This is a genomic window from Microbulbifer sp. A4B17, from assembly GCF_003076275.1.
In the GTDB taxonomy this organism is placed as follows: Bacteria; Pseudomonadota; Gammaproteobacteria; order Pseudomonadales; family Cellvibrionaceae; genus Microbulbifer.
Genome location: NZ_CP029064.1, coordinates 4,575,762 through 4,600,829, shown reverse-complemented (window position 1 = coordinate 4,600,829; position 25,068 = coordinate 4,575,762). Strand labels below are relative to the sequence as shown.

Below are 25,068 nucleotides of genomic sequence, written 5' to 3'. Positions count from 1 at the left end.
GCAACATGCACGCATTAATCGACGCATGGGCCGCCGTCAACGCCTTTATGGCGTCGGGCGGGCCAGTACTGTTCCTGATCGCCGGCCTGACCTTCTTTATGTGGACGCTGATTTTTGAACGTGTTTTCTACTTTAACAAAGGGTTGAAAAGTGACGTTCAGGGTGCGGTAGACCAATGGGAGGGGCGCGGTGAGCGCAAATCCTGGGCTTCGCACCAGATCCGTTATGCAATGATTTCCCGGGTATCCGAGAAAATTCAGGACAATATGGACATGATCCAAGCCTGTGTCGCCCTGGCTCCTTTGTTTGGGCTGCTGGGTACCGTTTGGGGCATGATCAACGTGTTTGATGTTCTCGCGATTACAGGTGGTGGCGACGCCAAGCAGATGGCCAGTGGTGTATCCATGGCAACTATCCCGACAATGGCGGGTATGGTTGCGGCCTTGTCAGGCGTATTTGCCAACACCTACCTCGCCCGTAAAGCTGAGCGTGAAACCCAGCTGCTGGAAGATCATCTGACGATGGATCACTAAGCATACACGAGCGAATAGGCCAGCTTATTTGCTGTGAAGGTTTAGCCAAGCCAGATATTTTCGCCGGGGGCTCCCCGAGCTCCCGCTGGAAAAGTTCGCTAAGAGAGTTGCTATGAGCAAAAGACAAAATACGGCAGAAGAAGAAGCCGGCGCAATTGACCTCACGCCCATGCTGGACGTGGTGTTTATCATGCTGATCTTCTTTATCGTCACCGCAACCTTTATCAAGGAGCCAGGTGCTGATGTTGAGAAGCCGGAAGCGACGACCGCTGAACTCAAGGCCGCCTCTATCCTGGTAGCGATCAACGACAGTGACGAGGTCTGGATTGCCAAAGAGAAGGTTGATGAGCGTCAGGTACGAATTGTCCTGGAGCGTCTCTACTCGGAAAACCCGAAAGGGTGGTTGGTAATTCAGCCCGATAAGGGAGCGAGTATTGAGAAGATTGCCCTGATTGCAGAAGCAGCCAGGAAAATTGGTATCAAGAAAGTTTCGGTCGCTACAGAGAAGAGTTAACAGCTATGAATCCGGTAAGACTTCTTGGGGCAAGTGCGTTGGCGGTAGCCACAACCTTTGGCCTCATCTTCACCATGCATCAGCTGATTGCGGCAAACATGAGTGCTCCAGAGGAAAAGGAGCAGTTCAAGGTTGCCGATGTGGTGATGCCTGAAACGAAGATTGAAACACAGTTCGACACCGCCAAGCCGGTAAAACCAGACGAGCCAGAGGCTCCGCCACCGGATATGCCGGAACCTGATTTCGAGGAACCGGATATTTCTGGCAACATCAATATCGCTGCTCCAAAAGCAGGTGGTGGTGTTAAGTTGTCTGGATTCAGCTTTGGCGAAGGTGACTACCTGCCGATCGTTAAAGTACAGCCACAATACCCTCGCCGCGCTCTACAGCGGGGTATGGAAGGCTACGTAATTGTTGAATATACAGTGACCACTAATGGCTCTGTACGTGATCCGATTGTGATTGAGGCCTTCACCTTGGAAGGTAAACCCACAACGGTTTTCAATCGGTCTGCCTTGAAGTCCGCATTGAAGTACAAGTACAAGCCGCGGGTAGTCGATGGCAAGCCGACCGAAGTTCCTAATGTTAGGACTAAGATCAGCTTTAACATGGCTAAGGACTAAAGGGGGAAGCACTATGAAGTTGACGACCATCACTAGGGGTTTGTCCAAGTTCGCTCTGCGCACCTCTGTAGCGCTGCCCTTGGTCCTGGCACCGGTAGTCAGTGTTAATGTTCTTGAGGCAGTGGGTGTTTCTGCACCTTTCGCATCTGCACAAGCGCAGGAGCAAGCAAAGCCCAGCAAGCAAAAGACTCGAAAAGTTCCAGCTATGCGCGAAGCAGCATACAAGAAGCTGGAAAAAGCCCAGGAAGCTGCTGATGCAGAGGATTGGGCGGGCGCACTTGCTGCACTACAAGAAATGGACGCAAGTAAGAAGCGATACAACGGCTATGAAATTGCCCAGATGTACAACTTCTTCGGTGTTGTTTACTACAGTACCGAGCGCTACAAAGAGGCGATTCCCTTCTTTAAAAAGGTGCTGAATCAGGGGGAAAAGAACCTCCCAGTAGCTTTGGAAGTGGGAACTCTGTTTACTCTTGCACAGCTCTACTTTGTAACAGAGGATTATAAGCAGGCGATTAACTATCTGAACCAATGGTTTAAGGTATCTGACCGTATTACTGCTGACTCCTATGCGATGCGTGCCCAGGCTTATAACCAGGTAGGTAATCAGAAAAATGCTCTCGCGGATATCAATGTTGCGGTATCCATGTACGAAAAAGAGGGCAAGGTGCCGAAGGAAGGTTGGTATGGTCTTCAACAGTTCATTTATTTTGAACGTAATGACTATCCCAAAGTAACAGGTGTCCTTGAAAATCTGGTTAAGCACTATCCGAAGCCCGTTTACTACACTACCCTGGCGGCGATGTATGGCGAGCTAAAGCGCGATAGTGACCAGCTGCACATGATGGAAGCAGCTTACCTTGCTGGTGCTTTGGAGAAAGAAAAAGACTTGCTGAATATGGGTTATCTCTTTATGGGGCACGAAATGCCTTATAAGGGAGCCAAGGTTATAGCTAAGGGTATTCAAGATAAAAAAATCCCGCGTACAGCGAAAAACCTTGAAACCCTGGCCCAGGCCTATCAGATGGCTCAGGAGTTGCAGAAAGCTATTCCTCAGCTGGAGGCGGCAGCCAAGCTTTCTGATAAAGGTGAGATCTACTCCCGCCTGGCGGGTATTTACCTGGACCTGGACCAGAACGAGAAAGCCCTATCTATGGGTAAGAAAGCTTTGTCAAAAGGCGGTATCAAGCGTGTCGATCAGCTACATATCGTAATGGGTATGGCTAATGCCAACCTGAAACGCTATGAGTCAGCACTGAAGAGCCTGAAGCTTGCACTGAAGGATGAGCGTTCTGAAAAGTTCGCCAGGCAGTGGATCAGCTTTGTTGAAGGTGAAAAGGAGCGTGAAGAGCAGCTGGCAATTTAATTCCAGTTAATTTTTAAGCTCCCTGAAAGCCGCGCAGTAATGCGCGGCTTTTTTTATGCTTATTTCTCTTCTCGTGGCGCTACAAAAATTTGAGATAACCTGTATTAACAGACTATTTGCATTTTTCTGTGAATTGGCTAATGATTAAAGTCAGCTGATCAGCTTTTCCATTTACGGCACAAAGATGCCGCTTATTACACCCTAACAATAATAGGAGAGGTGTTATGGATAGAGCTTGTCAGTCGATTTCCAACCCCGTATTTTTTCCCCCTCAATTACTTGCGAGTTATGCAAAAGGCCTGGGTTACGCAGCTGTGACAACAGTTGGGCTGCTATTTTTGATGAGTCAGCTTGTTGCAACTGATATTGAGGAGCCTACGGTCGACTTATTGCCGCCGATAAAACCGGTGCATATGCCAAAAAAGGTGGTTGTTACTCAAGCCCCTGTCGCACCTGCGCCGCCACAAACTGTGCCTAAACAGCCCCCAATGAAGGTTGAGCAGACTAAGGTTTCACCAATAACTATGAATGTTGAGATTGGCTCTCCCACACCTGCCACTGTGACTGAAGTGAAGGTATCGAGAGACCCTTTACCTGTGTACAAGCCTGTGCCGCGATATCCTAATACAGCGTTGCGCAGGGGGCTTGAGGGGTATGTAATTGTGGAATTTACCGTGACAAAAACCGGAGCGGTGCGTGATGCTCGAGTGGTTGGCGGTTTTGATTCAGAAGGTAGGCCGACCAATGTGTTTAATAGCTCCGCTATAGCGGCGGCAGAGCGTTTCAAATACCGGCCTCAAATGGAAGATGGTCAACCCGTTGAGCGTTATGGTGTCCGAAATCGGATTAGTTACAAAATGGCAGAATAAAAAAACGGCCCTTAAGGGCCGTTTTTTAGAGCAGCTTTAATCAGTCAATTTCTCTCACTGCTCCCCGGTCAGCGCTGGTGGCGAGCATGGCATAGGCTTTTAGTGCCCTGCTGACCTTGCGGGGGCGCTTCTCAATAGGCTTCCAGCCATTGGGTTTTGCTTCCATTTCCCGGCGTCGCTTGTCGAGCTCACTTTCCTCAATAACGATTTCAATTTTCCTTGCTGGAATATCAATGCGTATAAGGTCTCCATTGCGAACCAGAGCGATATTACCTCCAGATGCCGCTTCCGGTGATACATGTCCGATAGAGAGGCCTGAGGTACCGCCTGAGAAACGGCCATCGGTAATCAATGCACAGTGTTCACCGAGCCCTTTAGACTTTAGGTAACTAGTGGGGTAGAGCATTTCCTGCATTCCCGGCCCACCTTTGGGGCCCTCATAACGAACGATAACAGCCTCCCCTTTACTGACCTTACCTTCGAGGATATTGGAAACTGCCTCTTCCTGGCTCTCTACTACGTGGGCCGGGCCTTCAAATTTCCACAGTGACTCATCTACGCCGGAAGTTTTTACCACACAGCCATTGGGAGCCAGATTGCCGAACAGAACAGCGAGCCCTCCCTCAGAGGAGTAGGCGTGCTCCGCAGAGCGAATGCAGCCGTGCTGGCGATCTGCATCTAAAGTGGACCAGCGGCAGTCCTGGCTGAAAGCCGTTTGAGTGGGGATACCTGCGGGCCCTGCACGGTAGAATTCAAGTACAGATCTGTCGTTGGTGCGGCAAATATCCCAGCGAGTCAGGGCATCGGCCAGCGAGCCACCGTAAGCGGTAGGTAGTGAGGAGTCGATAAGCCCAGCTGCTTCCAGCTCCCCGAGGATAGCCATTACACCACCGGCTCGGTGCACATCCTCAATATGGTATTTCTCGGTATTGGGGGCTACTTTGCACAACTGTGGAACCTCACGGGAGAGGCGATCGATATCTTCAAGGGTGAAATCAATTTCACCTTCCTGGGCGGTTGCCAGCAGGTGCAGGATAGTATTGGTGGAGCCTCCCATGGCGATATCGAGTGCCATGGCATTTCGGAAGGCTGTGCGATTGGCGATATTGCGCGGCAGGGCGCTCTCATCATCCTGTTCGTAATAGCGCTTGGTCAGGGTTACGATCTCGCGGCCAGCGCGCAGGAATAACTCTTTGCGATCGGCGTGAGTCGCGAGCATGGTGCCATTGCCAGGCAGTGAAAGCCCCAGGGCCTCTGTGAGGCAGTTCATGGAGTTTGCTGTGAACATTCCTGAGCAGGAGCCACAGGTCGGGCAAGCAGAGCGCTCATACTCTGCAACCTCTTCGTCAGAGGCTGTATCTGTAGCGGCGATCACCATAGCGTCCACCAGGTCGAGCTTGTGGTCTGCCAGTTTGGTTTTACCAGCCTCCATGGGGCCGCCAGATACGAATATCACCGGGATATTCAGGCGCATGGCGGCCATCATCATCCCTGGAGTGATCTTGTCGCAGTTGGATATGCATACCAAGGCGTCGGCGCAGTGCGCATTGACCATGTATTCGACTGAGTCAGCAATGATTTCGCGGCTGGGTAAGCTGTAGAGCATGCCGTCATGCCCCATCGCGATACCGTCGTCCACTGCAATTGTATTGAACTCTTTGGCCACTCCGCCGGCGCGCTCAATCTCCCTTGCGACAAGCTGCCCCATATCTTTCAGGTGCACATGGCCGGGAACAAACTGGGTAAAAGAGTTGGCAATGGCAATGATCGGCTTGTGGAAGTCCTCATCCGTCATACCGGTAGCACGCCACAAGGCGCGGGCTCCGGCCATATTGCGACCGGCGGTAGAAGTGCGGGAGCGATATCGAGGCATAGTCACGGGTTCCAGCTGGCAACAATGAATGCGCCAGCTTAGCAAAAAATGGACTTTACTGGGATGCTTTTGCGCCCAGTCTAACCCTCAAAGGCTTATTAAGGATAAATATCTCAAATTTATGTGACTAAGTGGGTTAGCTTTTCTCCAGATGCTTGCGCAGGATTCTCGAGTTACGCTGGATGTTGTACAGGGACTTTCGCGAAGCCGGCAGCTCACTGATACCTACCTGCTCAAAGCCCTGCTCGATAAACCAGTGCTCTGTCTGGGTGGTCAGAACGTAGAGTTCGTCGACATTAACCGCTTGGGCCTGTCGCTCCAGGTGACGCATCAGCTTGGCACCACGCCCGCCGCCGCGAAACTCCGGGTGGCTGGCAAGGCATGCTACTTCGGCTGCTGCGGTTGTGCCCTGATCATCCCTAATCGGGTAGAGGGCCGCACAGGCAACTGGAGTGCCGTCCACCTCTACCAATGTGAAATGTTCTATCTCTGCTTCGAGTTTTTCGCGGGAACGACGCACTAGCACGCCATCTTTTTCTAATGGGCGGATCAGGCCGAGAATACCGCCCACATCGGTAATTCGCGCTCTGCGTACTACTTCGTAGCTGTCCCGGTAGATCATGGTGCCGGCCCCTTCGCGGCGAAATAGCTCCTGAATTAAGGCACCGTTCTTGCGAAAGCTGAGCAGGTGGGTACGGGCAACCCCTGCGTTACAGGCTCGAATGGCACAGCGCAAGGCCGCGCTCTGCACTCTGGATGAAACCTGCTCGGCTTGCAGTATGCTCAGCTCATGCACGGTATTTCCGTCCACTTGGAGCTGCTCTGGTTCGCGGAATAGCACCAGCTTTTCGGCACGCAACACCCTTGAAGCTTCGGCGGCAAGGTCCAGGTAATTGATATTGAAAAGCTCACCGGTCAGGGATGTGCCAAGAGGGGACAGGAGTACCAGGGAGCCCTGATCAAGGGTTTGTTCCAGAGTACTGACGTCCATGCGCCTTACGGTGCCGGTCCAGCCCAGGTCTACTCCATCGAGCACTCCACTGGGGCGTGCAGTAACAAAATTGCCTGAGACAACCTTGAGCGCAGATCGAGCCATGGGGGAGTCTGGTAGCCCTTGGGAAAAAGCGGCTTCAATATCGAAGCGCAATTTGCCAACTACGGATTTAACAATTTCCAGTGTTTCCCGGTTGGTGATGCGCTGGCTTTCGTGAAATCGATTTTCAATGCCGCGCTCATCTAGGGCCCGGTTGATTTGCTCCCGCGCACCGTGCACAACAACCAGTCGAACACCAAGGCTGGCGAGCAGGGCCATATCGTGGACCAAGTTGCGGAAGTTAGGGTGTTCCAAAGCATCGCCGGGAATACCAACGACCAGGGTACGACCACGCAGATCGTTAATGTAGGGTGCCGCGTGGCGGAACCAGCTCAGGGAGGCGTTATCGTCGCTCACTAATTATCTACCGTGTGCAAGTCTTTTGATGTTAAAGCCCCGGAGGCAGGTGCACGCCTTTTACAGGCAGAAGCGGCCAATCAAATCGCGCAGAATGTTGACCATAGGATTGATGCGGTCCAGGGCAAGAAATTCATCCGGCTGATGGGCTTGATCAATATCGCCGGGGCCCAGCACGATAGTGTCAATGTTCAAACTCTTCAAGTAGGGCGCCTCGGTGCCAAAGGCAACACTTTCAGCCTGGTGGCCGCAGAGCTTTTCTGCGGCCTTTACCAATTCTGAGTGGGCGTCTTGTTCAAAGGGTTCGGTACCGGGAAATAAAGAAGTCACTTCCACTTGTATTTTATTGTCCTGCGGAATGGTAAGGATACGTTTGTTTAGCTCTTCCCGTAGATCTGTAAGCTGCATCCCAGGCAGCGGACGTATATCAAACTGGAGTTCAGTGTGACCGCAAATTCGATTGGGATTGTCACCCCCATGGATACAGCCTAAGTTCATTGTGGGCACAGGAACAGCAAATCCGGGATTGTTGTATTTTTGCTGCCACTCTTTACGCAAGACTAATAATTCGCCGATGACTTTGTGCATGGCTTCGATAGCATTGGCTCCCAGGCTGGGATCTGATGAGTGGCCGGATTGCCCGGTAATACGCACCGCCTCCATCATAACGCCTTTGTGCATACGTATCGGGCGGAGTCCGGTAGGTTCACCAATTACAGCGTAACGCGCCCGAGGCTTGCCGGCCTCAACCAGGGCACGGGCGCCGCTCATACTTGTTTCTTCATCGGCTGTAGCCAGAACGATGAGTGGTTTTTGTAATGGTTTATCGAGAAAAGATTTTGCAGCCTCTATGACCAAAGGGAAAAAGCCTTTCATGTCACTAGTGCCGAGGCCATAAAAGCGGTTATCACGCTCTAAAACCTTAAAGGGATCTGATTGCCACCGTTCTGCGTCAAAGGGCACTGTGTCGGTATGCCCCGATAGGACGAGTCCGCCATCGCCGTCACCCTTGCCACCGAGGGTAGCAATCATATTGGCTTTATTGGGTGAGCCCTTTAAAGGCATTACCTCAACATTGAAGCCAAGGCTCTCCAACCAACCACCCAGCAGTTCAACCACCGGTCGATTTCCCATGTCCAGGGAGGGGTCTGTCGCACTGACACTGGGACAGGCAATCAATTGATGGAATTGGGTCTTCAGGTCAGGTACTACGATATTCGCCATGGTGACTTTCCCTATTTTTGTGGCGCCATTCATTCAGGATAACAGCGGCCCCGATCAAACCTCCCCCCAGAGCGATGCGGGATAGATCGGCATCCCGATTCCAGATTAACAGATTTACCAACAGGCCAACGGGAATCAGTGCATTGTTCATAGCGGCCAGGGTGCCGGTTGAAACCTGTGTGGCGCCCTTATTCCATAAAAAATAACCCATTCCCGATGCCGCCAGCCCCAACCAGAGTAAAACACCCCACTGTTGCATAGTTTGTGGGTACTGGGGTTTCCCAAGCAGGAGCCAGGCAATAATAGTGACCAAGCTGGCACCGATAAAAAACCAGGCGAAGGTTTGTCTCGGATAAAGAGCCTGTTGGGAGGACATCAGGCGCTTATAAGCCACTTGCCCCACAGCAAAGCATAGATTGGCACCCTGAACGACTGCAAACCCAAGCCAGAAGTCACTACTGGGTGAGCCCCAACGAATAGTAGCTGCTCCCAGCACTGCGATAGCGGCGATGCTTAGATTCCAAATGGAGAGTCGCCTGCTTATGAGATCATCGAGGGCGGTGATATACAGGGGGGTGAAAATGGTAAATAACAGCACCTCGGGAACACTGAGGAGTAAAAAAGACTGGTAGTAAAATAGATACATCAACCCAAGTTGTACAGCGCCAATCATAATTAAATAGATGGCAGTGCGAGGAGCGCAGCCTTTCCACTTCAGCAAGGGAAGGAATATCGCCGCGGCAAGGAGAACCCGTGTCATTGCTGAAAAATAACTATCCACCTGTCCGGCCAGGTAAACGCCTATCAGGCTGAAAGAAAAGGCCCACAGCAGTGTGACAAACAACAGTAATGGCATCTGGAAAAATTCGCAGGCAACAGTAAATTGGTGGGGCAGGCCCAAGTAATGACACTGAATATTACTGTTGCTTGTAATAAATAGATATGGATTTGGAATTCCAAATCTCTTTTGTGGGTTAGCCTGGCCCTCCAAGCAAGGTGAGGGAATAATTAAACACTGCGGCTTGGGCGACTATTGTTCCGAGCTACCTGGTTTCCCCATCTGAGCAAATTCACATTACAATCATTGCGATCGATAATTGCCTCTATCAGACAAAGCCCATCATGTTTTAGGGCATCTTTGATTGCTTTGTCCAGCTCTCCCTCAGTGGTGACTTTACAACCCCAGGCTTTGCCTTCTCCTGCACTGAAAACTTCGATTAATTGCGCGTATTCCCAGTTTTTAATGTTGTTGTAAGGGCCGTCGTGGATCTCCACTTCAATGGTGTAGCCACCGTTATTCACCAGAAAAATAATTGGATTAACGTTGTAACGGATCATGGTGGAGATTTCCTGGGCGGTCAGCTGGAAGGAGCCGTCGCCGATACAGGCAATCATCCGCCCCTCACCCATACCCAGGGCATAACCTAGAGTTGCCCCTACAGACCAGCCGATACTTCCATATTGCATCTGTATTTCAAAGCGGGCTCCATCTGGTAGCGACAGCTCCATACCGTTAAACCAGGAGTCCCCGGTTTCCACCAGCAGAGCGGTATCGCTTTTAAGCATTTTTTGAATTCGCGCAAACAGCTGACGGACTGTCAAATTGTCGCTTCGCTTGCCCGGTTGGGGGATATGTTTTGGACTGCTGACCCTGCGATAGGCTTGTACTGCACCGGTGTTGGGAGTGAGTTTATCTACCAGCGCTTCCAACAAATCATTCATGTGGACATTGCTATAACAGGTCTCACCCAGCTGTACAGAAGTTGGCAGTGCGATAACGGTCCTGCTTTGATCGAAGCAAAGCTGGTGCCCGGTTGTGGTGTAGTCAGTAAAGAGTGGGCCGGCGAAGAGCAAAGCGTCGGCGGTATCAACTATCTCGCTGCAGCCCGGTGTACTGACCGGTCCCCAGTACATACCCATAAAGTTATCGTGGGTCTCTGACAGCAGCCCTTTGGCATCCGCCATACAGGCCACACCGTAACGGCTGCTGGCGGCGAGTTCGCGCAGGGATTCTTCCGCACAGGCAGCGCGTACCCTTCCTCCCGCAATCAGAACCGGCCGTTCGGCAGCATTGAGGAATGCGGCAATATGCTCTACCGCAGCAGAGAGGGAATCCGGGTCGCTAGTGGCGCTTCGTGCAAATCCACGGGGGATAGGGGCCGATGTAGGTGCGTTAGCAATATTGGCTGCAATTTCAATGTAGACCGGTTTACGCCGCAGCATGGCGGTATCAATTGCCCTGTCTATCGCTGCAGGAGCGAGGGATGGATGGTGGATAACCACGGTTTCGGCTGTTACCCGCGAATAGATTTCGCTCTGGTAGCTGTAATCGACCTTACCTAAAGTGTGATGCAAATACTCCCACTCAGCCTCAGAGTTCGTATTTGGTCCGCCAGAGATTGCAATTAAAGGGAGGTCTTCGGCAAAAGCACCGGCTACTGCATTAATCATGCTGAGGCCGCCGACGGAGAAGGTGACTACTGCCGCTGAGGGTCCACCGGTTGCGCGGGCATAGCCGTCGGCGGCATAGCCTGCATTTAGCTCGTTACAGCAGCTGATCATTTTAAGATCTGGGTGGAGTAGTAATTGATCCAGTAACACCAGATTGTAATCGCCAGGCAAGGCGAAGTAGTGCTCTATGCCTGCGTCTTTTAATCTTTGTGCCAGGTAGGTTCCCACTGTCCAGTTGCTAACAGTCATGTAATTTACACGAGTGAATTGAAGTTGAGGCGCAATCCTTAAGTGCCAGATATCTGTTTTGCTACTGGCACAGCTTAGTTGAGAATGGGGTGAGTGAGAGACATAAAAAAAGGGGCCTGGGGCCCCTTTTTGATTGCTCGATGACTCTACAGCTTTAGCCGAACAGGCCTTTGAAGAAGTAGAAGAACAGGATCGCAATACCTGCACCCGCTGGCAGGGTGACTACCCAGGAGGCGGCGATAGTGGTGATCATACGCAGGTTCAAGGCGCCAATACCTCGCGCCAGGCCAACTCCCAATACCGCACCCACCAGGGTGTGGGTGGTGGAGATCGGCAGGCCGGTACCTGAGGCTAATACCACGGTGGATGCGGCACCCAGCTCGGCAGCGAAGCCGCGGCTTGGCGTCAGCTCGGTGATTTTCTTACCGATTGTGGCCATTACCTTAAAGCCGTAAGTCGCCAGGCCTACCACGATACCGATACCACCGAGCAGCAATATCCAGGAGGGCATAGTGGACTTGACCGTGATGGCACCGCTCTGGATGGTATTGACGACGGCCGCCAGAGGGCCAACGGCATTGGCGACATCGTTGGAGCCGTGGGCAAAGGCCATAGCACAGGCGGTAAAGATCATCAGGATGGCAAATACGCGCTCGACATTAGCGAAACGGTTTTCTGCCTCAGCTTCCGGGTCGCGCTGAACACGTTTGAGCATGGCGACACCGATACCGGCGACAGCAAGGCCTACCAGAGCGGCGATACCGGCATCCTGGATAAAGCTGAGCTGAATGTTGGCGTCTTTAAGAACGTGCTTGAGGCCCTTGGTGAGGGTTACCATGGCAATCATCCAGCCCACTGCAAACATGTAGAAGGGGATGTAGCGCTTGGCGTTGTTGAAGGGGTCTTCCGTGTCCAGGATCAGGCGCTGAACACTGCGGAATAACAGGAAGGAAATGGTGCCCGCGAGCACCGGGGAGACCACCCAGCTTGCGACGATACTGCCTACTTTGCCCCAGGCCACTGCATCTGCAGAGATACCCACCGCAGAGAAACCGACAATTGCGCCGACGATAGAGTGAGTGGTGGATACCGGCCAGCCGAGGATACTGGCCACCAGCAGCCATGTGCCCGCTGCCAGCAGTGCCGAAAGCATACCGTATACCAGCAACTGTGGTTGGGCGGCGAAGACTTCAGAATCGATAATGCCTTTGCGGATGGTTGCGGTAACTTCCCCACCAGCCAGGTAGGCACCGGCAAATTCAAAAATCATGGCGATAATAATCGCCTGTTTGATAGTCAGTGCACGGGAACCTACGGAGGTACCCATGGCGTTGGCTACGTCGTTGGCACCGACGCCCCAGGCCATAAAGAAGCCTGCCACACAGGCCAAAATCAATAAAATATGGCCATATTGACTAATAATTTCCACGCCAAACCCCCTAACGTGCTAACAACAACTGCAATCGGTTACCCACGCTGTGGGCGCGATCGGCGAGTTCACCGATCCATTCAATAACCCGGTAGAGAAACATAACGTCCACCGGAGGTAAGTTTTTCTCAATAGCAAACAGCGCCGCACGGATTTCAACTTCAAGCTTGTCTGACTTGCGCTCCAGTTCATCCAGCTCCTCGGTCATGCGCTTGGCGATGTCTACCTCACGTCCCGCAAAGCCGCTTTCCAGCAACTCGTCGAGCTCGTTGATAGCGCGCAGTGCCTGTGCAGAGGTGGCGACAGCGCTCTCCACAAAGGTCGTCATCAATGACTGAAGAGGTGCTGGAATCTGCATCTTTCTGCCCACAGCCAGGCCTGCGATATCCTGGGCGGTGTTGGCTACTTCATCCTGTGCGTGCAGCAATTCCAGCAAGTCGGTCCTGGAAACGGGCATGAACAGGCTGTCCGGCATATGCAGGCGCAGGTCTCTCTTGATATCGTCAGCGCGGTTCTCCGATGCAGAGATACGCAATTGGATCTGCTCTGCTTCCTTGAGATCACCTTGAATCAGTGCTTCAAAGAAGGGGATCAGATCAGCCGATGCCTCGTGGGCCGTAGCCATATGCTTCTCGATTGGCTTAATCGGAGAGCGGCCAAATAAGTTGGCAATATTCGACAGGGCCATGGTTAGCTCCATTGCTCAGAATGCGAAAACGGCGGCATGGTACCCCAATCGGGGCAACTTCGTAACAGTGCGTTAACAGCGCACTTTCACAGCTTGATGATAGGGCTACAATGCAACGTCGCCATATGAGAATAAAGGGGTTGCCAATGGCAGAAAGCAGAGTTGCAGACCGCTTGCTGGAACTGCGCGGTTTACTGGAAGATCTGGTGGGGCAAGGCTTTGTCAGTCGGGAGGATGCCAACCGGATCGTCGGTACACCGCGCACCGCAGAACAGGCCCAGATGCACCCGCTCAGCTATATCGCCAGTTGTGACCTGGCTAACCGCAGGCAACCAGGTAGCCTGTTGAGTAGTGAAACCCTCAATGCCTGGCTGGCGGAGAGCTCCTCCCATCCCTTGTACCATATCGATCCGCTGAAGGTGAATGTGAGCGCAGTCACCGAAGTAATGAGCTTCCAGTTTGCCAAGCGCCACCAGATCCTTTGTGTCGAGGCGGGTCCCGAAGAGCTGTTGGTGGCAACCGCCCAGCCGTATACCCATGGCTGGGAGGAGCAGCTGGAGCATACCAGTGGACGTAGAGTACGCCGTGTGGTGGCCGATCCGGCCGATATCAAGCGCCACTGCGTCGAATTTTACGCGCTCTCCAACTCAATTTCCGGTGCCAGTGGTCTCCAGGGGACTTCAGCGGCAAATAACTTTGAACAGTTACTGGAACTGGGCGCTTTAAAGGACCCGGAAGCCAATGATCAGCACATCGTCAATATTGTCGATTGGCTGTTGCAGCACGCCTTTGATCAGCGCGCCAGTGATATCCATATCGAGCCGCGCCGGGAAGTGGGGCGTATTCGCTTTCGTATCGATGGCGTATTACACCCGATTCACGAGCTGCCAGACCAGGTGAATGCTGCGGTTACCAGCCGCCTGAAAATTCTCGGCCGCATGAATGTGGCAGAGAAGCGTAAACCCCAGGATGGCCGGATAAAGACTAAAAGGCCCGATGGCAGCGAGGTAGAGTTGCGTCTTTCCACTCTGCCCACCGCTTTTGGCGAGAAGCTGGTGATGCGGATTTTTGATCCAGAGGTACTGGCGCGCTCTTATTCAGATTTAGGGCTTGGCGGTGACGACCTGGCGCGCTGGCGAGCGATGATGTCACGCCCCAATGGTATTGTTTTGGTCACCGGTCCTACCGGCTCAGGCAAGACTACGACTCTGTACACAGGCCTCAAGCAGCTGGCTACGAGCGCGGTGAATGTATCCACGGTTGAAGACCCCATCGAAATGGTGGAGGAGAGCTTTAACCAAACCCAGGTCCACCATGCAATCGGCTTTGATTTTGCTGCGGGAATCAGGACACTGATGCGCCAGGATCCTGACATCATTATGGTTGGTGAGATTCGCGACCTGGAGACTGCGCAGATGGCCGTTCAAGCGGCACTGACAGGCCATCTGGTTATCTCTACCCTGCATACGAATGACGCCCCTACAGCGGTTACCCGCCTGTTGGATCTGGGCTTGCCCCACTATTTGTTGAAATCCACCATTCTTGGGGTGATGGCCCAGCGACTGGTGCGCACCCTTTGTCCCAGCTGCAAGCAGGAGGACAAAATTGAAGAGGCGGACTGGCAATCCTTAGTGCGGCCCTGGAGAGCGCCGCTGCCGGAGAAAATTTACCGGCCGGAAGGTTGCCTGGAATGCCGCAATACGGGTTATCGCGGCCGTCAGGGGATATATGAAATCCTGCAGTTTAGCGAGTCGGTGCAGGCTATTATCACTCCCGACTGTGATTTACAGCAGCTGCGGCGCCAGGCGATGCGCGAGGGCATGAATAGCTTGAGGCTCTCCGGTGCGAAAAAAGTGGCGGCAGGCCTGACAACCGTGGCCGAGGTGCTACGGGTGGCTCCGCCGCCAGATATCGCCTTCTAGTTTTAATGGTTTCTCTGATTCGACTGCCTGAAAGTGGTGGAGCTGATGTAACAGCTCAAGAAATTGGTTTGCTCTCCCACATATAATCATTCGCTTTCATCGCTAGCTGCCGGAATACCGGCAGCTAAACAGAATTGCCCACTGATATCAGCTCCAAGGATTGACCTTCATGTTCGACAGTGTCCAGTGCCCAGCACCCATTCGCACCCAGCTCCAGTCACTGTGGAATGATTGGTGTGAACAGGCGGAGGTCGCTCTTGTTGTTGAGGTGGAGAGTTTACTGGCAGACTCACTGCTCGCTCACGGAGTGGCTCGAAGCCTGATTGGTTCAGAGTTCTTTTATCAGCAGTGCTGCCGTCGCCCTGAGCTTTTGCGTGACCTGTTGCACAATCAAGACCTCGGGCTCTCTTTGCCCGATATCAAAAGTAATGAGGATTTAGATCTTCAATTGCGCTTACTGCGCAATCGGGTAACGGCTGAGGTCATATTTCGCGACTTTGCAGAGCAGTGGGATATTCCCCAGGTATGCCTGCGGCTGAGCGAATTGGCTGAGTTATCTATTCGCACCGCGATGCAGTGGCACCATACCAAGCTGGTTGAACGCTATGGCGAACCCCGCAGCAGGGAGGGAGTTATTCAGTCGATGGTGGTTCTGGGGATGGGTAAATTGGGTGCCCGTGAACTCAATCTGTCATCGGATATTGACCTGATTTTTGCCTACCCGGAGCCCGGCTATACCGACGGTGAAAAGTGTGTAGAGAATCAGCAGTTTTTCCAGAAGCTAGGGCAGCGCTTGATTAAATCCCTGGACACTATTAATTCTGACGGCTTTGTTTTCCGCGTGGATATGCGACTGCGCCCTTATGGTGACAGTGGGCCCCTGGTGAGCCATTTCGCCGCACTGGAAGATTATTACCAGACCCAAGGGCGTGAATGGGAGCGCTACGCCATGGTGAAAGCCCGCCCTGTTGCCGGGAGTAAGGTGTTTGCTGAGGAGTTGATGGAGCTGTTGCGTCCATTTACCTATCGTCGCTATATCGACTTCAGTGCTATCGATGCTTTGCGTGAAATGAAAGTACTGATACAGCGTCAGGTGCGTGCGCGTGGCTTGACGGACAATATCAAACTGGGACGGGGTGGCATTCGCGAGCTGGAATTTATCGCTCAGGCTTTCCAGTTAATTCGTGGTGGAAGGGAGCCCGCATTGCGCGAGCGCAGTCTACTCAAGCTGTTGCCCCTTTTGGAAAGTGATGGTCATGTTGAGCCGGGTGTAGCCACCGAACTGACAAATAGTTATCTGTTATTGCGGAGGGTTGAGCACGCTCTCCAGGCCTATCGAGATCAACAGACCCAGGCACTCCCAGCCGAGGAGGGGGAAAGAGAGAAGTTGGCATTTGCCTTGGGTCGCAGCAATTGGATGCAGCTGGAGGGTGAACTAACAGCCGTGCGCTCACTTGTGGAACGGGAGTTCGATACGGTGATCGCACCGCCAGAGGAGATGGCTGCCCCCAGTGTGGCTGAGGAGTGGCAGGGGCTGTGGGCTAGCTGCGGTGATAAAACAGCGGATGAAGAAAACTTGCAGACTTTGGAAAGTGCCGGATTTCTCCCGCCCCAACAGTCGCTTGAGCACTTAAAAGAGCTGGGCCAGTCGGCTATGGTTGCTGCACTGCCCGCCTCTTCGCGCGCGCGCCTCGATCAGTTTATGCCCACGTTACTGGCTGCAGCGGGGCTTCAGGAAGATCCCCTTTTAGTTCTCACCCGAGTTTTACCTCTAGTGCGCTCAATACTCCGTCGCAGTGCCTATCTCGTTCTGATTAACGAAAATCCCCCAGTGCTCAACCAGCTGGTACGCCTGTGTAGTGCCAGTCCCTGGATTGCTGAGCAACTGGCCCGCCATCCTATTTTACTGGATGAATTACTGGATTCCCGCAGGTTACTGGCTCCTTCTAATGCTGCAGATATTGCTAATGAATTGCGTCTCGAGTTGTTGCGGATTGACCCAGAGGACCTGGAATTACAAATGGAGGCGCTGCGATATTTCAAGCAGAGTCAAAGTCTGCGTATTGCAGCACAAGAGGTCAGCGGTGCTTTGCCACTGATGAAGGTCAGTGATTCCCTCACTTGGCTGGCAGAGGTGATATTACAGCAGTCGCTGCAACTTGCCTGGGCGCAAATGGTGGATAAATACGGTATGCCGGCGGGAGCCTCAATGGAGGATATGCGCTTTGCCATTATCGCCTATGGAAAGCTGGGGGGATTGGAGTTGGCCCACGGTTCTGATTTGGATATTGTTTTTGTCCACGATGCGGATGGGATGCAGGTTACCGACGGCAAGACCAGTATTGATAACCTGAGCTTTTTTACCCGATTGGCTCAGAGACTTATCCACATATTGCAAACCCGTACACTGAGCGGACCTCTATATGAGGTGGATACAAGATTGCGCCCCTCTGGTAACTCTGGACTCTTGGTGACTTCACTCGCTGCCTTCGAAAAGTACCAGCGGGAAAGTGCTTGGACCTGGGAGCATCAGGCGCTGGTGCGAGCTCGCCCTGTCGCCGGCAGTCCCCGCCTCTGCGATTCGTTTCAGCAGTTGCGCACGAAATTGCTTTGCCAGTCGCGAAAGAGCGATAAATTGCGTGATGAGGTGGTGGAAATGCGCAATAAAATGCGTGCGCACCTCGATAAGAGCAACGATAAAAAGTTTGATCTTAAGCATGGCGAGGGCGGTATTGTCGATATTGAATTTATGGTTCAATATGCTGCTCTGGCCTGGGCAAAAACTTCGCCCTCGATCGTGTGGTATACCGATAATATCCGCATGCTCGAAAGTCTAATTGACGCGGGCCTGATGCCGGCCCAACAAGCCGGACATCTGATCGACGCCTACAAAGCCTACCGATCTGAAGGTCATCGCCTGGCACTACAACAACTGCCAGGGATTGTGAGCGATGACCACTTCACAGCGGAAAGAAAGACCGTTCAAACAAACTGGCAGCAATTACTCGGTTAAAACCGGTTTTCTACCTGTTGCCCGATTAAACTGTTTTTCAGGATTTGTAGGAGTTACCCATGTCTTTTGCCGACCGCGACGGCGTTATCTGGTTTGATGGTGAATTAGTTCCCTGGCGCGACGCCAGAGTGCATGTACTCACTCATACCCTCCACTATGGAATGGGGGTGTTTGAAGGTGTGCGCGCTTATGAAACTGACGGCAGTACCAGTATCTTTCGTTTACAGGAACACACCCGCCGGCTGTTTCGCTCCGCGAAAATAATGAATATTCCCATGCCGTATACCGCTGACGAACTGAATGAGGCTCAGCGTTTGGTGGTGCGGGAGAATAACTTGCAGCAAGCCTATCTGCGTCCCATGGTATTCTACGGGTCAGAGGGGATGGGATTGCGTGCAGAAAACCTGTCAACTCATGTGATTGTCGCTTCCTGGGAATGGCCCAGCTATATGAGCCCCGAGGCTCTGGAAAAGGGAATTAAGGTAAATACCTCCTCTTATACCCGGCACCATGTGAATATCAGCATGTGTAAGGCTAAAGCCAACGGTAACTATATAAACTCGATGTTGGCGTTACAGGAGGCGGTGCGCAATGGTTGCGAAGAAGCGCTGCTGCTGGACCCGGAGGGATATGTTGCTGAGGGTAGCGGGGAAAATGTCTTTATCGTCAGCGACGGGATTATATATACCCCTGAGCTTACCTCGTGTCTGGATGGTATTACCCGCGATACGGTTATTGAGCTGGCACGGGAGTGCGGCTATAGGGTTGTAGAGAAGCGTATAACCCGAGATGAGGTCTATATCGCTGACGAAGCGTTTTTTACAGGCACAGCAGCGGAAGTATTGCCGATCAGCGAATTGGACGGGCGCTCAATCGGCAGCGGTCGTCGCGGCCCTATCACCCGGCGTTTGCAGAACCTTTATTTTGATGTGGTACAGGGGCGCAGTGCCGCGCATCGGGGTTGGCTCAGTGATGTGGCGGGCCAGGCGGAAGTGAAAATGCGAATAGCATGACCAAGAAATAAAAACCCGGCATCTGCCGGGTTTTTATTTTATGACTGGCTAGCTTAGTAAGAGCTGGTGGTGTCCGGGCGTCCTACGCAGTAATAGTCAAAGCCTGCCTCACGCATTTCCTCAGGTTCGTACTGGTTGCGTCCGTCAAAGACTACCGGCGCACTGAGACAAGCGCTAACTTCATCTACATCGAGAGATTTAAATTGTTGCCATTCGGTGGCGACAATCAAGGCATCGGCGCCCTGTAAGGCTTCTGTTTTGGAGTCGCACAGGATCAGCTCCTCGCGGTCACCAAAAATTCGCTGGCACTCCTCCATAGCCTCTGGGTCAAATGCCCGCACTTTCGCACCTTGCTCCCACAGACGAGCTAACAGCACTCGGCTGGGGGCTTCGCGCATATCATCTGTATTGGGTTTGAAAGAGAGTCCCCAGAGCGCAAAAGTTTTGCCCTGAATATCACCTTTAAAATGCCGCAGGATTTTTTCGGCGAGATAGTGTTTTTGGCGCTCGTTGCGAGATTCTACGGCGGCAAGAATATCTGCCGCAATACCCAGCTGTTGGGCTGAGGAGATCAGGGCTTTTACATCTTTGGGGAAGCAGGAACCACCATAACCGATACCGGCGTAAATAAACTGGTAGCCAACTCGCGGATCTGAGCCGATACCAGCCCGAACTGCTTCAATATCAGCGCCGACTTTATCGGCAATGTTTGCCATTTCGTTCATAAAGCTGATTTTGGTCGCCAACATACAGTTGGCGGCATACTTGGTCAGCTCCGCACTTTTAACGTCCATCACCAGGATCTTTTCATGATTGCGGTTGAATGGAGCGTAGAGGTGGCGAAGTTTCTGTTCTGATTCTGCTTCGGAGGTGCCGATAATAATTCGATCCGGGCGCATACAATCATTGAGTGCCGAACCTTCCTTGAGAAATTCAGGATTGGAAATAATATCGAACGGCAGGGCGGATTTGTTCCGTTTGGCAAGCTCTTCCTCAACAGCGGCCCGCACTTTGTCGGCAGTACCCACGGGTACTGTGGACTTGTTGATAATGTATTTCTTGCACTCCATGTGTTTGGCAATGGTTCTTGCAACAGTCAACACATGGCGAAGATCCGCTGAGCCATCTTCATCCGGGGGAGTGCCCACGGCGATAAAAATCAGTTCACCGTGCTCTACGCCGAAAGCGGCATCGGTTGAAAAGGATAAATTGCCTCTGGTGATACTATTTTTCACCATAGGTTCCAGACCGGGCTCATAAATAGGGATAATGCCCTGTTTGAGCCGATCGATCTTGTCCGAGTCTATATCGATACAAACTACTTTATTACCAGCTTCAGCCAAGACTGCTGCTTGCACCAGGCCCACATAGCCGGTGCCAAATACGGTTACATTCATCAGTGTGACTCTATCTCTCAGCGGTTACTGTTTTCAGGATTAGTTTCCAAGAAAGTTTTACGTTGGGTCGAACTCTGGTTTTCTAGACTACTTCTTGCTAACAGGATAGCCAGCGGAATCCAGTAAAAGAACCAAATATAATTGGGCTTTGCCAAAGGTTGTTGGGCGTAGGTCAACATTGCCAATACGCCGAACAGGAACCAGGTGAAATACAAACCGGGAATCCAACTGAGAAGTCTCTCCTTGGATCTCACTGTCCACAGGGCTGCAAGCCCCTGCCAGGCACAAGCCGCCAGTCCCAGTAGCCCACTAAAACGCGCGATATCCAGTAAGAAGTTATGAGGATGGGGAACCATCCTGTTTAACTCAATAAATTTTTTGTGAACCAACCCCTGGCCAATCAGCGGGGATTGCAGGAACTCTTCAAAAGTCTTCTGCCAGAGTGTCAGGCGAACAGAATAGGCGCTACCCCGATGCAGGAGGGGCAAGTCACCATACAAGGTAAAGTAAGCTAGTGGCAGTACACAGACTATGGCGACAACGACTAATATTTTCAGCAGTCGCGAAAGGTTGCCGAATACAATCAGGAAGATTGAAAAGCCTGCCATAACAATCGGGACTTTGGTTTGTGAAAGCACAATATAAATACAGGAAGTGAGTAACCCAATTCCTGATAGCCAGCGCCAAAGGCGAGGCTTCTGGTAGAGGCCATAGCAACAGAATAGGGCGTGGAAGCCGAACAGCATTCCTGTTTTATCTATATTGCCCTCTAAGGAGATACCCCCGATACGGTGCAGGCTCTGTAGGCCACCATGGAAAAAATAGGTAGTTAGCGAGGCGATACCGGAAAGCAGTCCAATCACAATAAGTGTGAGTAAAAGCTGGTGAAGGATGGTGTCACCGTAATGCTCCAGCAGGAAGAAAGTAGCGCAGTAAAATAGGGCTAGGTAGAACACCAGTTTCCAGTAGTAATCAGGCTGCCTATAAACGTCCGCGGTCTCCGGTGAGGCCCACAGTGTTGATAGCGCCAGAACGATAGGGAGGCTGCAAAAGGCTATGAATTGCCAGGAAATCAGAAAATTATAATTTCTTCGCCATGCCAATAGCAGAAGGGCTGCGGGCAATAAACTCAGGTAGAAGCTGGTTTGTACCCCTGAAACTTTGGGGAAAACGTAGAAGCCACACACCAGTAGAAATAATCCCAAAAAGGCCCATTTGAGCAGGCCTGAAATCCATAATGAACTTTGCTGGCGGTAAACGGGCTGGGAGAGTTTGTTCAGAGTACTTCCAAGTTCAGACATAGGTGCAACTATCGGCCATGTAGAAAAGGTTGTATTAGGAGCGCAGAAATAGGCTGTATGGGTGGGTACTATATAAAAGTCTGTTGTCCATGAGCGCTCAAACTTTGGTTTTTGGTGATAATTGTGGGTCTTCACACATTGTAAATTGGACTTCTGCTTTGGCTGAGCGCTTTAACAGTTCTCCTGTCTCCTGGGGATGCGTATTTACCTGGGGACACCTTCTGGAGCAGTCTGCATGGGTACAGCCGCCAGTATACTGGATGTTTCAGGGCTCCCATAGCCTTGTCACAGTGGTCTCACTGGCTTGTGCTAGGTACACTGAGTGTTATCACCGATGTTTTAGTAGTTTAGGGTTCTATATTGCAACTTACTGTTTGGCGTTTTCTAGATGGCAATCGGGCTCATGAAAAGCAGAGCGCTGCTCTGATTGAAGGGTTGCGGAGGAGCTATGCCGGGGAGGTACAGGCTTTTGATATCCCCCCAGAGTACACCGTCAGCCGCATTGCTCTAAAGCCGGGAAAGGTGCTGAAAGGGCTGCCAGCTCCCGACTTCCTGATTGGCACGGGTCGCCGCAGTCGCCTTCCCATGCTATCTGCCCGCTGCCAATTTGGCGGTCGTGCGGTAGCAATTAATCGTCCCTTGTTACCCTATAGCTGGTTTGATTTTGCCATTGTTCCCGAACACGACCGCCCCCCGCCCCTACCCAATGTTATTGTGAGTCAGGGTGCCCTTACTGAGCCGCTTCAGGGTGAAGCGTTGCAGCCTGGAAGAGGGCTAATTTTATTGGGAGGGCCCAGCAAGCATTACAGTTGGGACTCGGTTTCAATTCGGGAACAGGTTGAGAGTTTATTGGCCCAACCCTTGAACTGGTGTATTTCTAATAGCCGCAGAACCCCGAAAGGAGCAATGGCGCAACTGGGGAGAAGTGGTGCTGAACTGGTTGATTGGCACTCTTGCCCGGCGGGTTGGCTTCAGGAACAGTTGTCACTAGCAGAGAGAATCTGGGTCACTGAGGACAGTATCTCTATGCTGTTCGAGTCCCTGCAAAGTCGGGCCCAGGTCGGTGTAATTCGGGTTCCGAGCCGCAGCAAGTCAAATAAGGTGCGCTCAGCGGTTTTGCGGCTTTTGGACCAGGGGTTAGTCAGCGAAAAGTTTGAGATGAGGGGTAAAGGTCAGCGCAAGCCCTTGGATCAGTATCTGCTGTGTGCTCAGGCGTTGCTGCGCCGATCGGGATTGCCCAGTCGCTAGCGTTTAAGCCCCTCGGCCTCAAATTTTCGCCAAGGTGTTTCTTTATCGGAGATTTCCCACTCGACTCTCAGCCACATACGCTCAATACGGCGGCGGATATAGCGTTTTGCAAAGTAGCTGGAAATTTGTGGCAGGGGTAGGAAAGAAGCGCAGCCCAGCCCATCAATCAAGTAAGTTTGCAGCTTCCCCTGCTCTTTTCTCAATACCAGATTATGAGCAATAAGGTTCTTGGTGAGTACTTCATATTCGAGAAGCCACTCGGAAAAACGCTGTAAAGATGCGCGTACTTCGGCATTGAGACCATATTTGTTCAGGTATTGGCGGAGAGTGGCCGCTGGGTTGCCATCACTGTCAAGGATCATGTCGGTGACAGCTGCGGGACCTAAGTTGGTTTCTTGTATTCCGTACCATCGCGGCAAATGTTGCCAAAGACCGTCTCGGTTTCTGTCTATAGCCCTTTGGCTATAGCCTTCCTGCTCGCGAAGGTTATCGTCAAAATAAGATTCTCCCCGCCAGGTCTTGTACCAGGGTGCCCGCCCCAACAGCTCTGCTGTTCGCCCGGGCCGCATCACCTTGATACAGATTTCTGGTCGTTCCGGGTGTCGGTAGCAAAAGCGATTGCCACCACTGGCAAACGGCTCGCTCTGGCTCAAATCAATCACTCGGGCTCGCTCCGGTACGCTCTGTAAGTAGGCTTCTGTAGATTTCAATGGTGTGTTCGGCCTGTCTTCCCAAGGTGAAATCGGTAGATAGATGAGGCTTCTGCTCAGGGCTGTCGAGCAGCTCTTGAGTACGCGTGAATAAAGCTTGTGAATCATTGATGTCAACCAACCCTTGAGGGAAACAGGCGTTCAGTGATTCTGCCGGGCCCCCAATGTTATAACCAATGATAGGCGTGCCAATTGCCGCGGACTCTATAACGGTTCTGCCAAATGGTTCGGGTCGACGAGATAGGTTATACACTAAACTGGACGCACTATACCAGTGCCGTATATCACTGCGATGACCAACTAATGTCAGGTGGTTTTCAAGCTTTAGTGAGCGAATCTTTTGCCCTAATTCATCTGCGTAGTGCTGTTTGTTCTTCTCTGCCCCGCCGAGAATAATGCCATGGATATCAGAGCGGCTTTTGACTAGCTTATGGATGAGATCGATAAAGTCTTCCTGACCTTTCCATCGCGTCAGTCGGCCCGGCAGGAGTAGCCAGCGCTTGCCTGTAAGCTGGGGGAACTCCTGGTGTATTTGTTGGTGCCAGGATTCAGGTGGCTGGACATCGGGGTTGAATTCATTCGTATCTACACCTCGGTAGACGATCTGTGGAGGGCGCTTTAAATAATCCGCATAATTCTCCAGCAAGTAGCTGTTCACACACTCCGATATGGCGATTACCTGCTCGGTCTTCGCCATAATCGCACTGTAGCGGTTTATTGAGTAAAGACCGTGGGCAGTGCTGACAAGGCGGGGTCGCTTGACAGGGTCAAGATTTCGCCAGGCCAGATAGGTTAACCAAGCGGGGACTCTGGAACGTACGTGAACAATATCGGGCTTTTCACGAGAGATAATCTCTCGAAGTGGTCTGACCTGTAAGAGACTGAAGAGAGATTTTTTGTGGATTGGTAGTTCAATATGTGCTGAGCCCTCGGCTCTAAGCTGCTCGACCATAGCCCCGCCACTGGAGACAACGATTGACTGATGACCGTCTGCCACTAGAAAGCGGGCAAGATCAACAGTTCCCCTCTCAACCCCCCCAGAGTTTAGGGCGGGCAAAAGCTGCATGATTTTCATGGGGAGATACACCAGCGGTTAAGGAATTGATTTCTTCTAATTAATTTGACTTATGGGTTATCTATTAGTTAGGGCAAGGTCGGGCACAAGCGTATCATAAATAAAATAGATGCCCTGATA

Annotated in this window: 20 protein-coding genes; 9 read left to right on the top strand and 11 right to left on the bottom strand. The window is 52.0% G+C overall.

Annotation, left to right across the window (positions count from 1 at the left end; translation table 11 throughout):
• Positions 1-5 precede the first annotated feature (5 nt).
• From BTJ40_RS20095 to BTJ40_RS20075, 5 genes are all read left to right on the top strand, one after another.
• Entirely contained in the window at positions 6-533 is a 528-nt protein-coding gene (locus BTJ40_RS20095) for a MotA/TolQ/ExbB proton channel family protein (protein WP_108734755.1), read from the top strand.
• A gap of 112 nt (positions 534-645) precedes the next feature.
• Positions 646-1,047, top strand: a complete 402-nt coding sequence (locus BTJ40_RS20090; RefSeq protein ID WP_108734754.1) for a biopolymer transporter ExbD — start codon at positions 646-648, stop codon at positions 1,045-1,047.
• 5 nt (positions 1,048-1,052) lie between these two features.
• Positions 1,053-1,670 carry an energy transducer TonB gene (locus BTJ40_RS20085; protein WP_108734753.1) on the top strand — a complete coding sequence of 206 codons (618 nt, stop codon included), beginning with the start codon at positions 1,053-1,055 and terminating at the stop codon, positions 1,668-1,670.
• A gap of 13 nt (positions 1,671-1,683) precedes the next feature.
• A complete protein-coding gene (locus BTJ40_RS20080) occupies positions 1,684-3,036 on the top strand; it encodes a lipopolysaccharide assembly protein LapB (RefSeq protein ID WP_108734752.1) in 1,353 nt (450 codons plus the stop codon).
• Between the two features lie 224 nt (positions 3,037-3,260).
• Positions 3,261-3,905, top strand: a complete 645-nt coding sequence (locus tag BTJ40_RS20075; RefSeq protein ID WP_108734751.1) for an energy transducer TonB — start codon at positions 3,261-3,263, stop codon at positions 3,903-3,905.
• 40 nt (positions 3,906-3,945) lie between these two features.
• On the opposite strand, the gene ilvD is transcribed toward BTJ40_RS20075, so the two are convergent.
• The 7 genes from ilvD to BTJ40_RS20040 form a co-directional block, all read right to left on the bottom strand.
• Positions 3,946-5,778, bottom strand: a complete 1,833-nt coding sequence (gene ilvD, locus BTJ40_RS20070) for a dihydroxy-acid dehydratase (protein ID WP_108734750.1) — start codon at positions 5,776-5,778, stop codon at positions 3,946-3,948.
• Positions 5,779-5,914: 136 nt separating this feature from the next.
• Positions 5,915-7,228 carry an amino-acid N-acetyltransferase gene (gene argA / locus BTJ40_RS20065; RefSeq protein WP_108734749.1) on the bottom strand — a complete coding sequence of 438 codons (1,314 nt, stop codon included), beginning with the start codon at positions 7,226-7,228 and terminating at the stop codon, positions 5,915-5,917.
• 60 nt (positions 7,229-7,288) lie between these two features.
• A complete protein-coding gene (gene argE / locus BTJ40_RS20060) occupies positions 7,289-8,452 on the bottom strand; it encodes an acetylornithine deacetylase (RefSeq protein WP_108734748.1) in 1,164 nt (387 codons plus the stop codon).
• Positions 8,430-9,308 carry a DMT family transporter gene (locus tag BTJ40_RS20055; RefSeq protein WP_108735365.1) on the bottom strand — a complete coding sequence of 293 codons (879 nt, stop codon included), beginning with the start codon at positions 9,306-9,308 and terminating at the stop codon, positions 8,430-8,432. The genes argE and BTJ40_RS20055 overlap by 23 nt, the downstream gene beginning before the upstream one ends.
• Before the next feature lie 152 nt (positions 9,309-9,460).
• The gene (locus tag BTJ40_RS20050) at positions 9,461-11,152 is read right to left on the bottom strand and encodes a thiamine pyrophosphate-binding protein (protein ID WP_108734747.1); all 1,692 of its coding nucleotides are present in this window, start codon (positions 11,150-11,152) and stop codon (positions 9,461-9,463) included.
• A gap of 154 nt (positions 11,153-11,306) precedes the next feature.
• The gene (locus BTJ40_RS20045) at positions 11,307-12,581 is read right to left on the bottom strand and encodes an inorganic phosphate transporter (protein ID WP_108734746.1); all 1,275 of its coding nucleotides are present in this window, start codon (positions 12,579-12,581) and stop codon (positions 11,307-11,309) included.
• 10 nt (positions 12,582-12,591) lie between these two features.
• The gene (locus BTJ40_RS20040) at positions 12,592-13,269 is read right to left on the bottom strand and encodes a TIGR00153 family protein (protein WP_108734745.1); all 678 of its coding nucleotides are present in this window, start codon (positions 13,267-13,269) and stop codon (positions 12,592-12,594) included.
• A gap of 146 nt (positions 13,270-13,415) precedes the next feature.
• On the opposite strand from BTJ40_RS20040, the gene BTJ40_RS20035 reads away from it, so the two are divergent.
• The 3 genes from BTJ40_RS20035 (at position 13,416) to BTJ40_RS20025 (ending at position 19,217) form a co-directional block, all read left to right on the top strand.
• A complete protein-coding gene (locus BTJ40_RS20035; RefSeq protein ID WP_108734744.1) occupies positions 13,416-15,191 on the top strand; it encodes a GspE/PulE family protein in 1,776 nt (591 codons plus the stop codon).
• Between the two features lie 169 nt (positions 15,192-15,360).
• Positions 15,361-18,204: a bifunctional [glutamate--ammonia ligase]-adenylyl-L-tyrosine phosphorylase/[glutamate--ammonia-ligase] adenylyltransferase gene (gene glnE, locus BTJ40_RS20030; RefSeq protein WP_108734743.1), complete on the top strand. Its 2,844-nt coding sequence runs from the start codon at positions 15,361-15,363 to the stop codon at positions 18,202-18,204.
• A gap of 59 nt (positions 18,205-18,263) precedes the next feature.
• On the top strand, positions 18,264-19,217 hold the full coding sequence (locus tag BTJ40_RS20025; RefSeq protein ID WP_108734742.1) for a branched-chain amino acid transaminase: 954 nt from the start codon (positions 18,264-18,266) through the stop codon (positions 19,215-19,217).
• 53 nt (positions 19,218-19,270) lie between these two features.
• Here BTJ40_RS20025 and BTJ40_RS20020 read toward each other — a convergent pair whose 3' ends face one another.
• Positions 19,271-20,614, bottom strand: coding sequence for a UDP-glucose/GDP-mannose dehydrogenase family protein (locus tag BTJ40_RS20020; protein WP_108734741.1), 1,344 nt, complete (start codon positions 20,612-20,614; stop codon positions 19,271-19,273).
• Between the two features lie 17 nt (positions 20,615-20,631).
• Positions 20,632-21,915, bottom strand: a complete 1,284-nt coding sequence (locus tag BTJ40_RS20015; protein ID WP_108734740.1) for an O-antigen ligase — start codon at positions 21,913-21,915, stop codon at positions 20,632-20,634.
• A gap of 360 nt (positions 21,916-22,275) precedes the next feature.
• Between BTJ40_RS20015 and BTJ40_RS20010 the strand changes: the two genes are divergently transcribed.
• Positions 22,276-23,163 carry an ELM1/GtrOC1 family putative glycosyltransferase gene (locus BTJ40_RS20010; protein ID WP_108734739.1) on the top strand — a complete coding sequence of 296 codons (888 nt, stop codon included), beginning with the start codon at positions 22,276-22,278 and terminating at the stop codon, positions 23,161-23,163.
• On the opposite strand, the gene BTJ40_RS20005 is transcribed toward BTJ40_RS20010, so the two are convergent.
• Together BTJ40_RS20005 and BTJ40_RS20000 are read right to left on the bottom strand one after the other, a co-directional pair.
• Entirely contained in the window at positions 23,160-23,825 is a 666-nt protein-coding gene (locus tag BTJ40_RS20005; protein WP_108734738.1) for a YrbL family protein, read from the bottom strand. The two genes, BTJ40_RS20010 and BTJ40_RS20005, sit on opposite strands and share 4 nt — an antisense overlap.
• Positions 23,818-24,948, bottom strand: coding sequence for a glycosyltransferase family 4 protein (locus BTJ40_RS20000; protein ID WP_108734737.1), 1,131 nt, complete (start codon positions 24,946-24,948; stop codon positions 23,818-23,820). Before BTJ40_RS20000 ends, BTJ40_RS20005 begins: the two co-directional genes overlap by 8 nt.
• Positions 24,949-25,068: the final 120 nt, after the last annotated feature.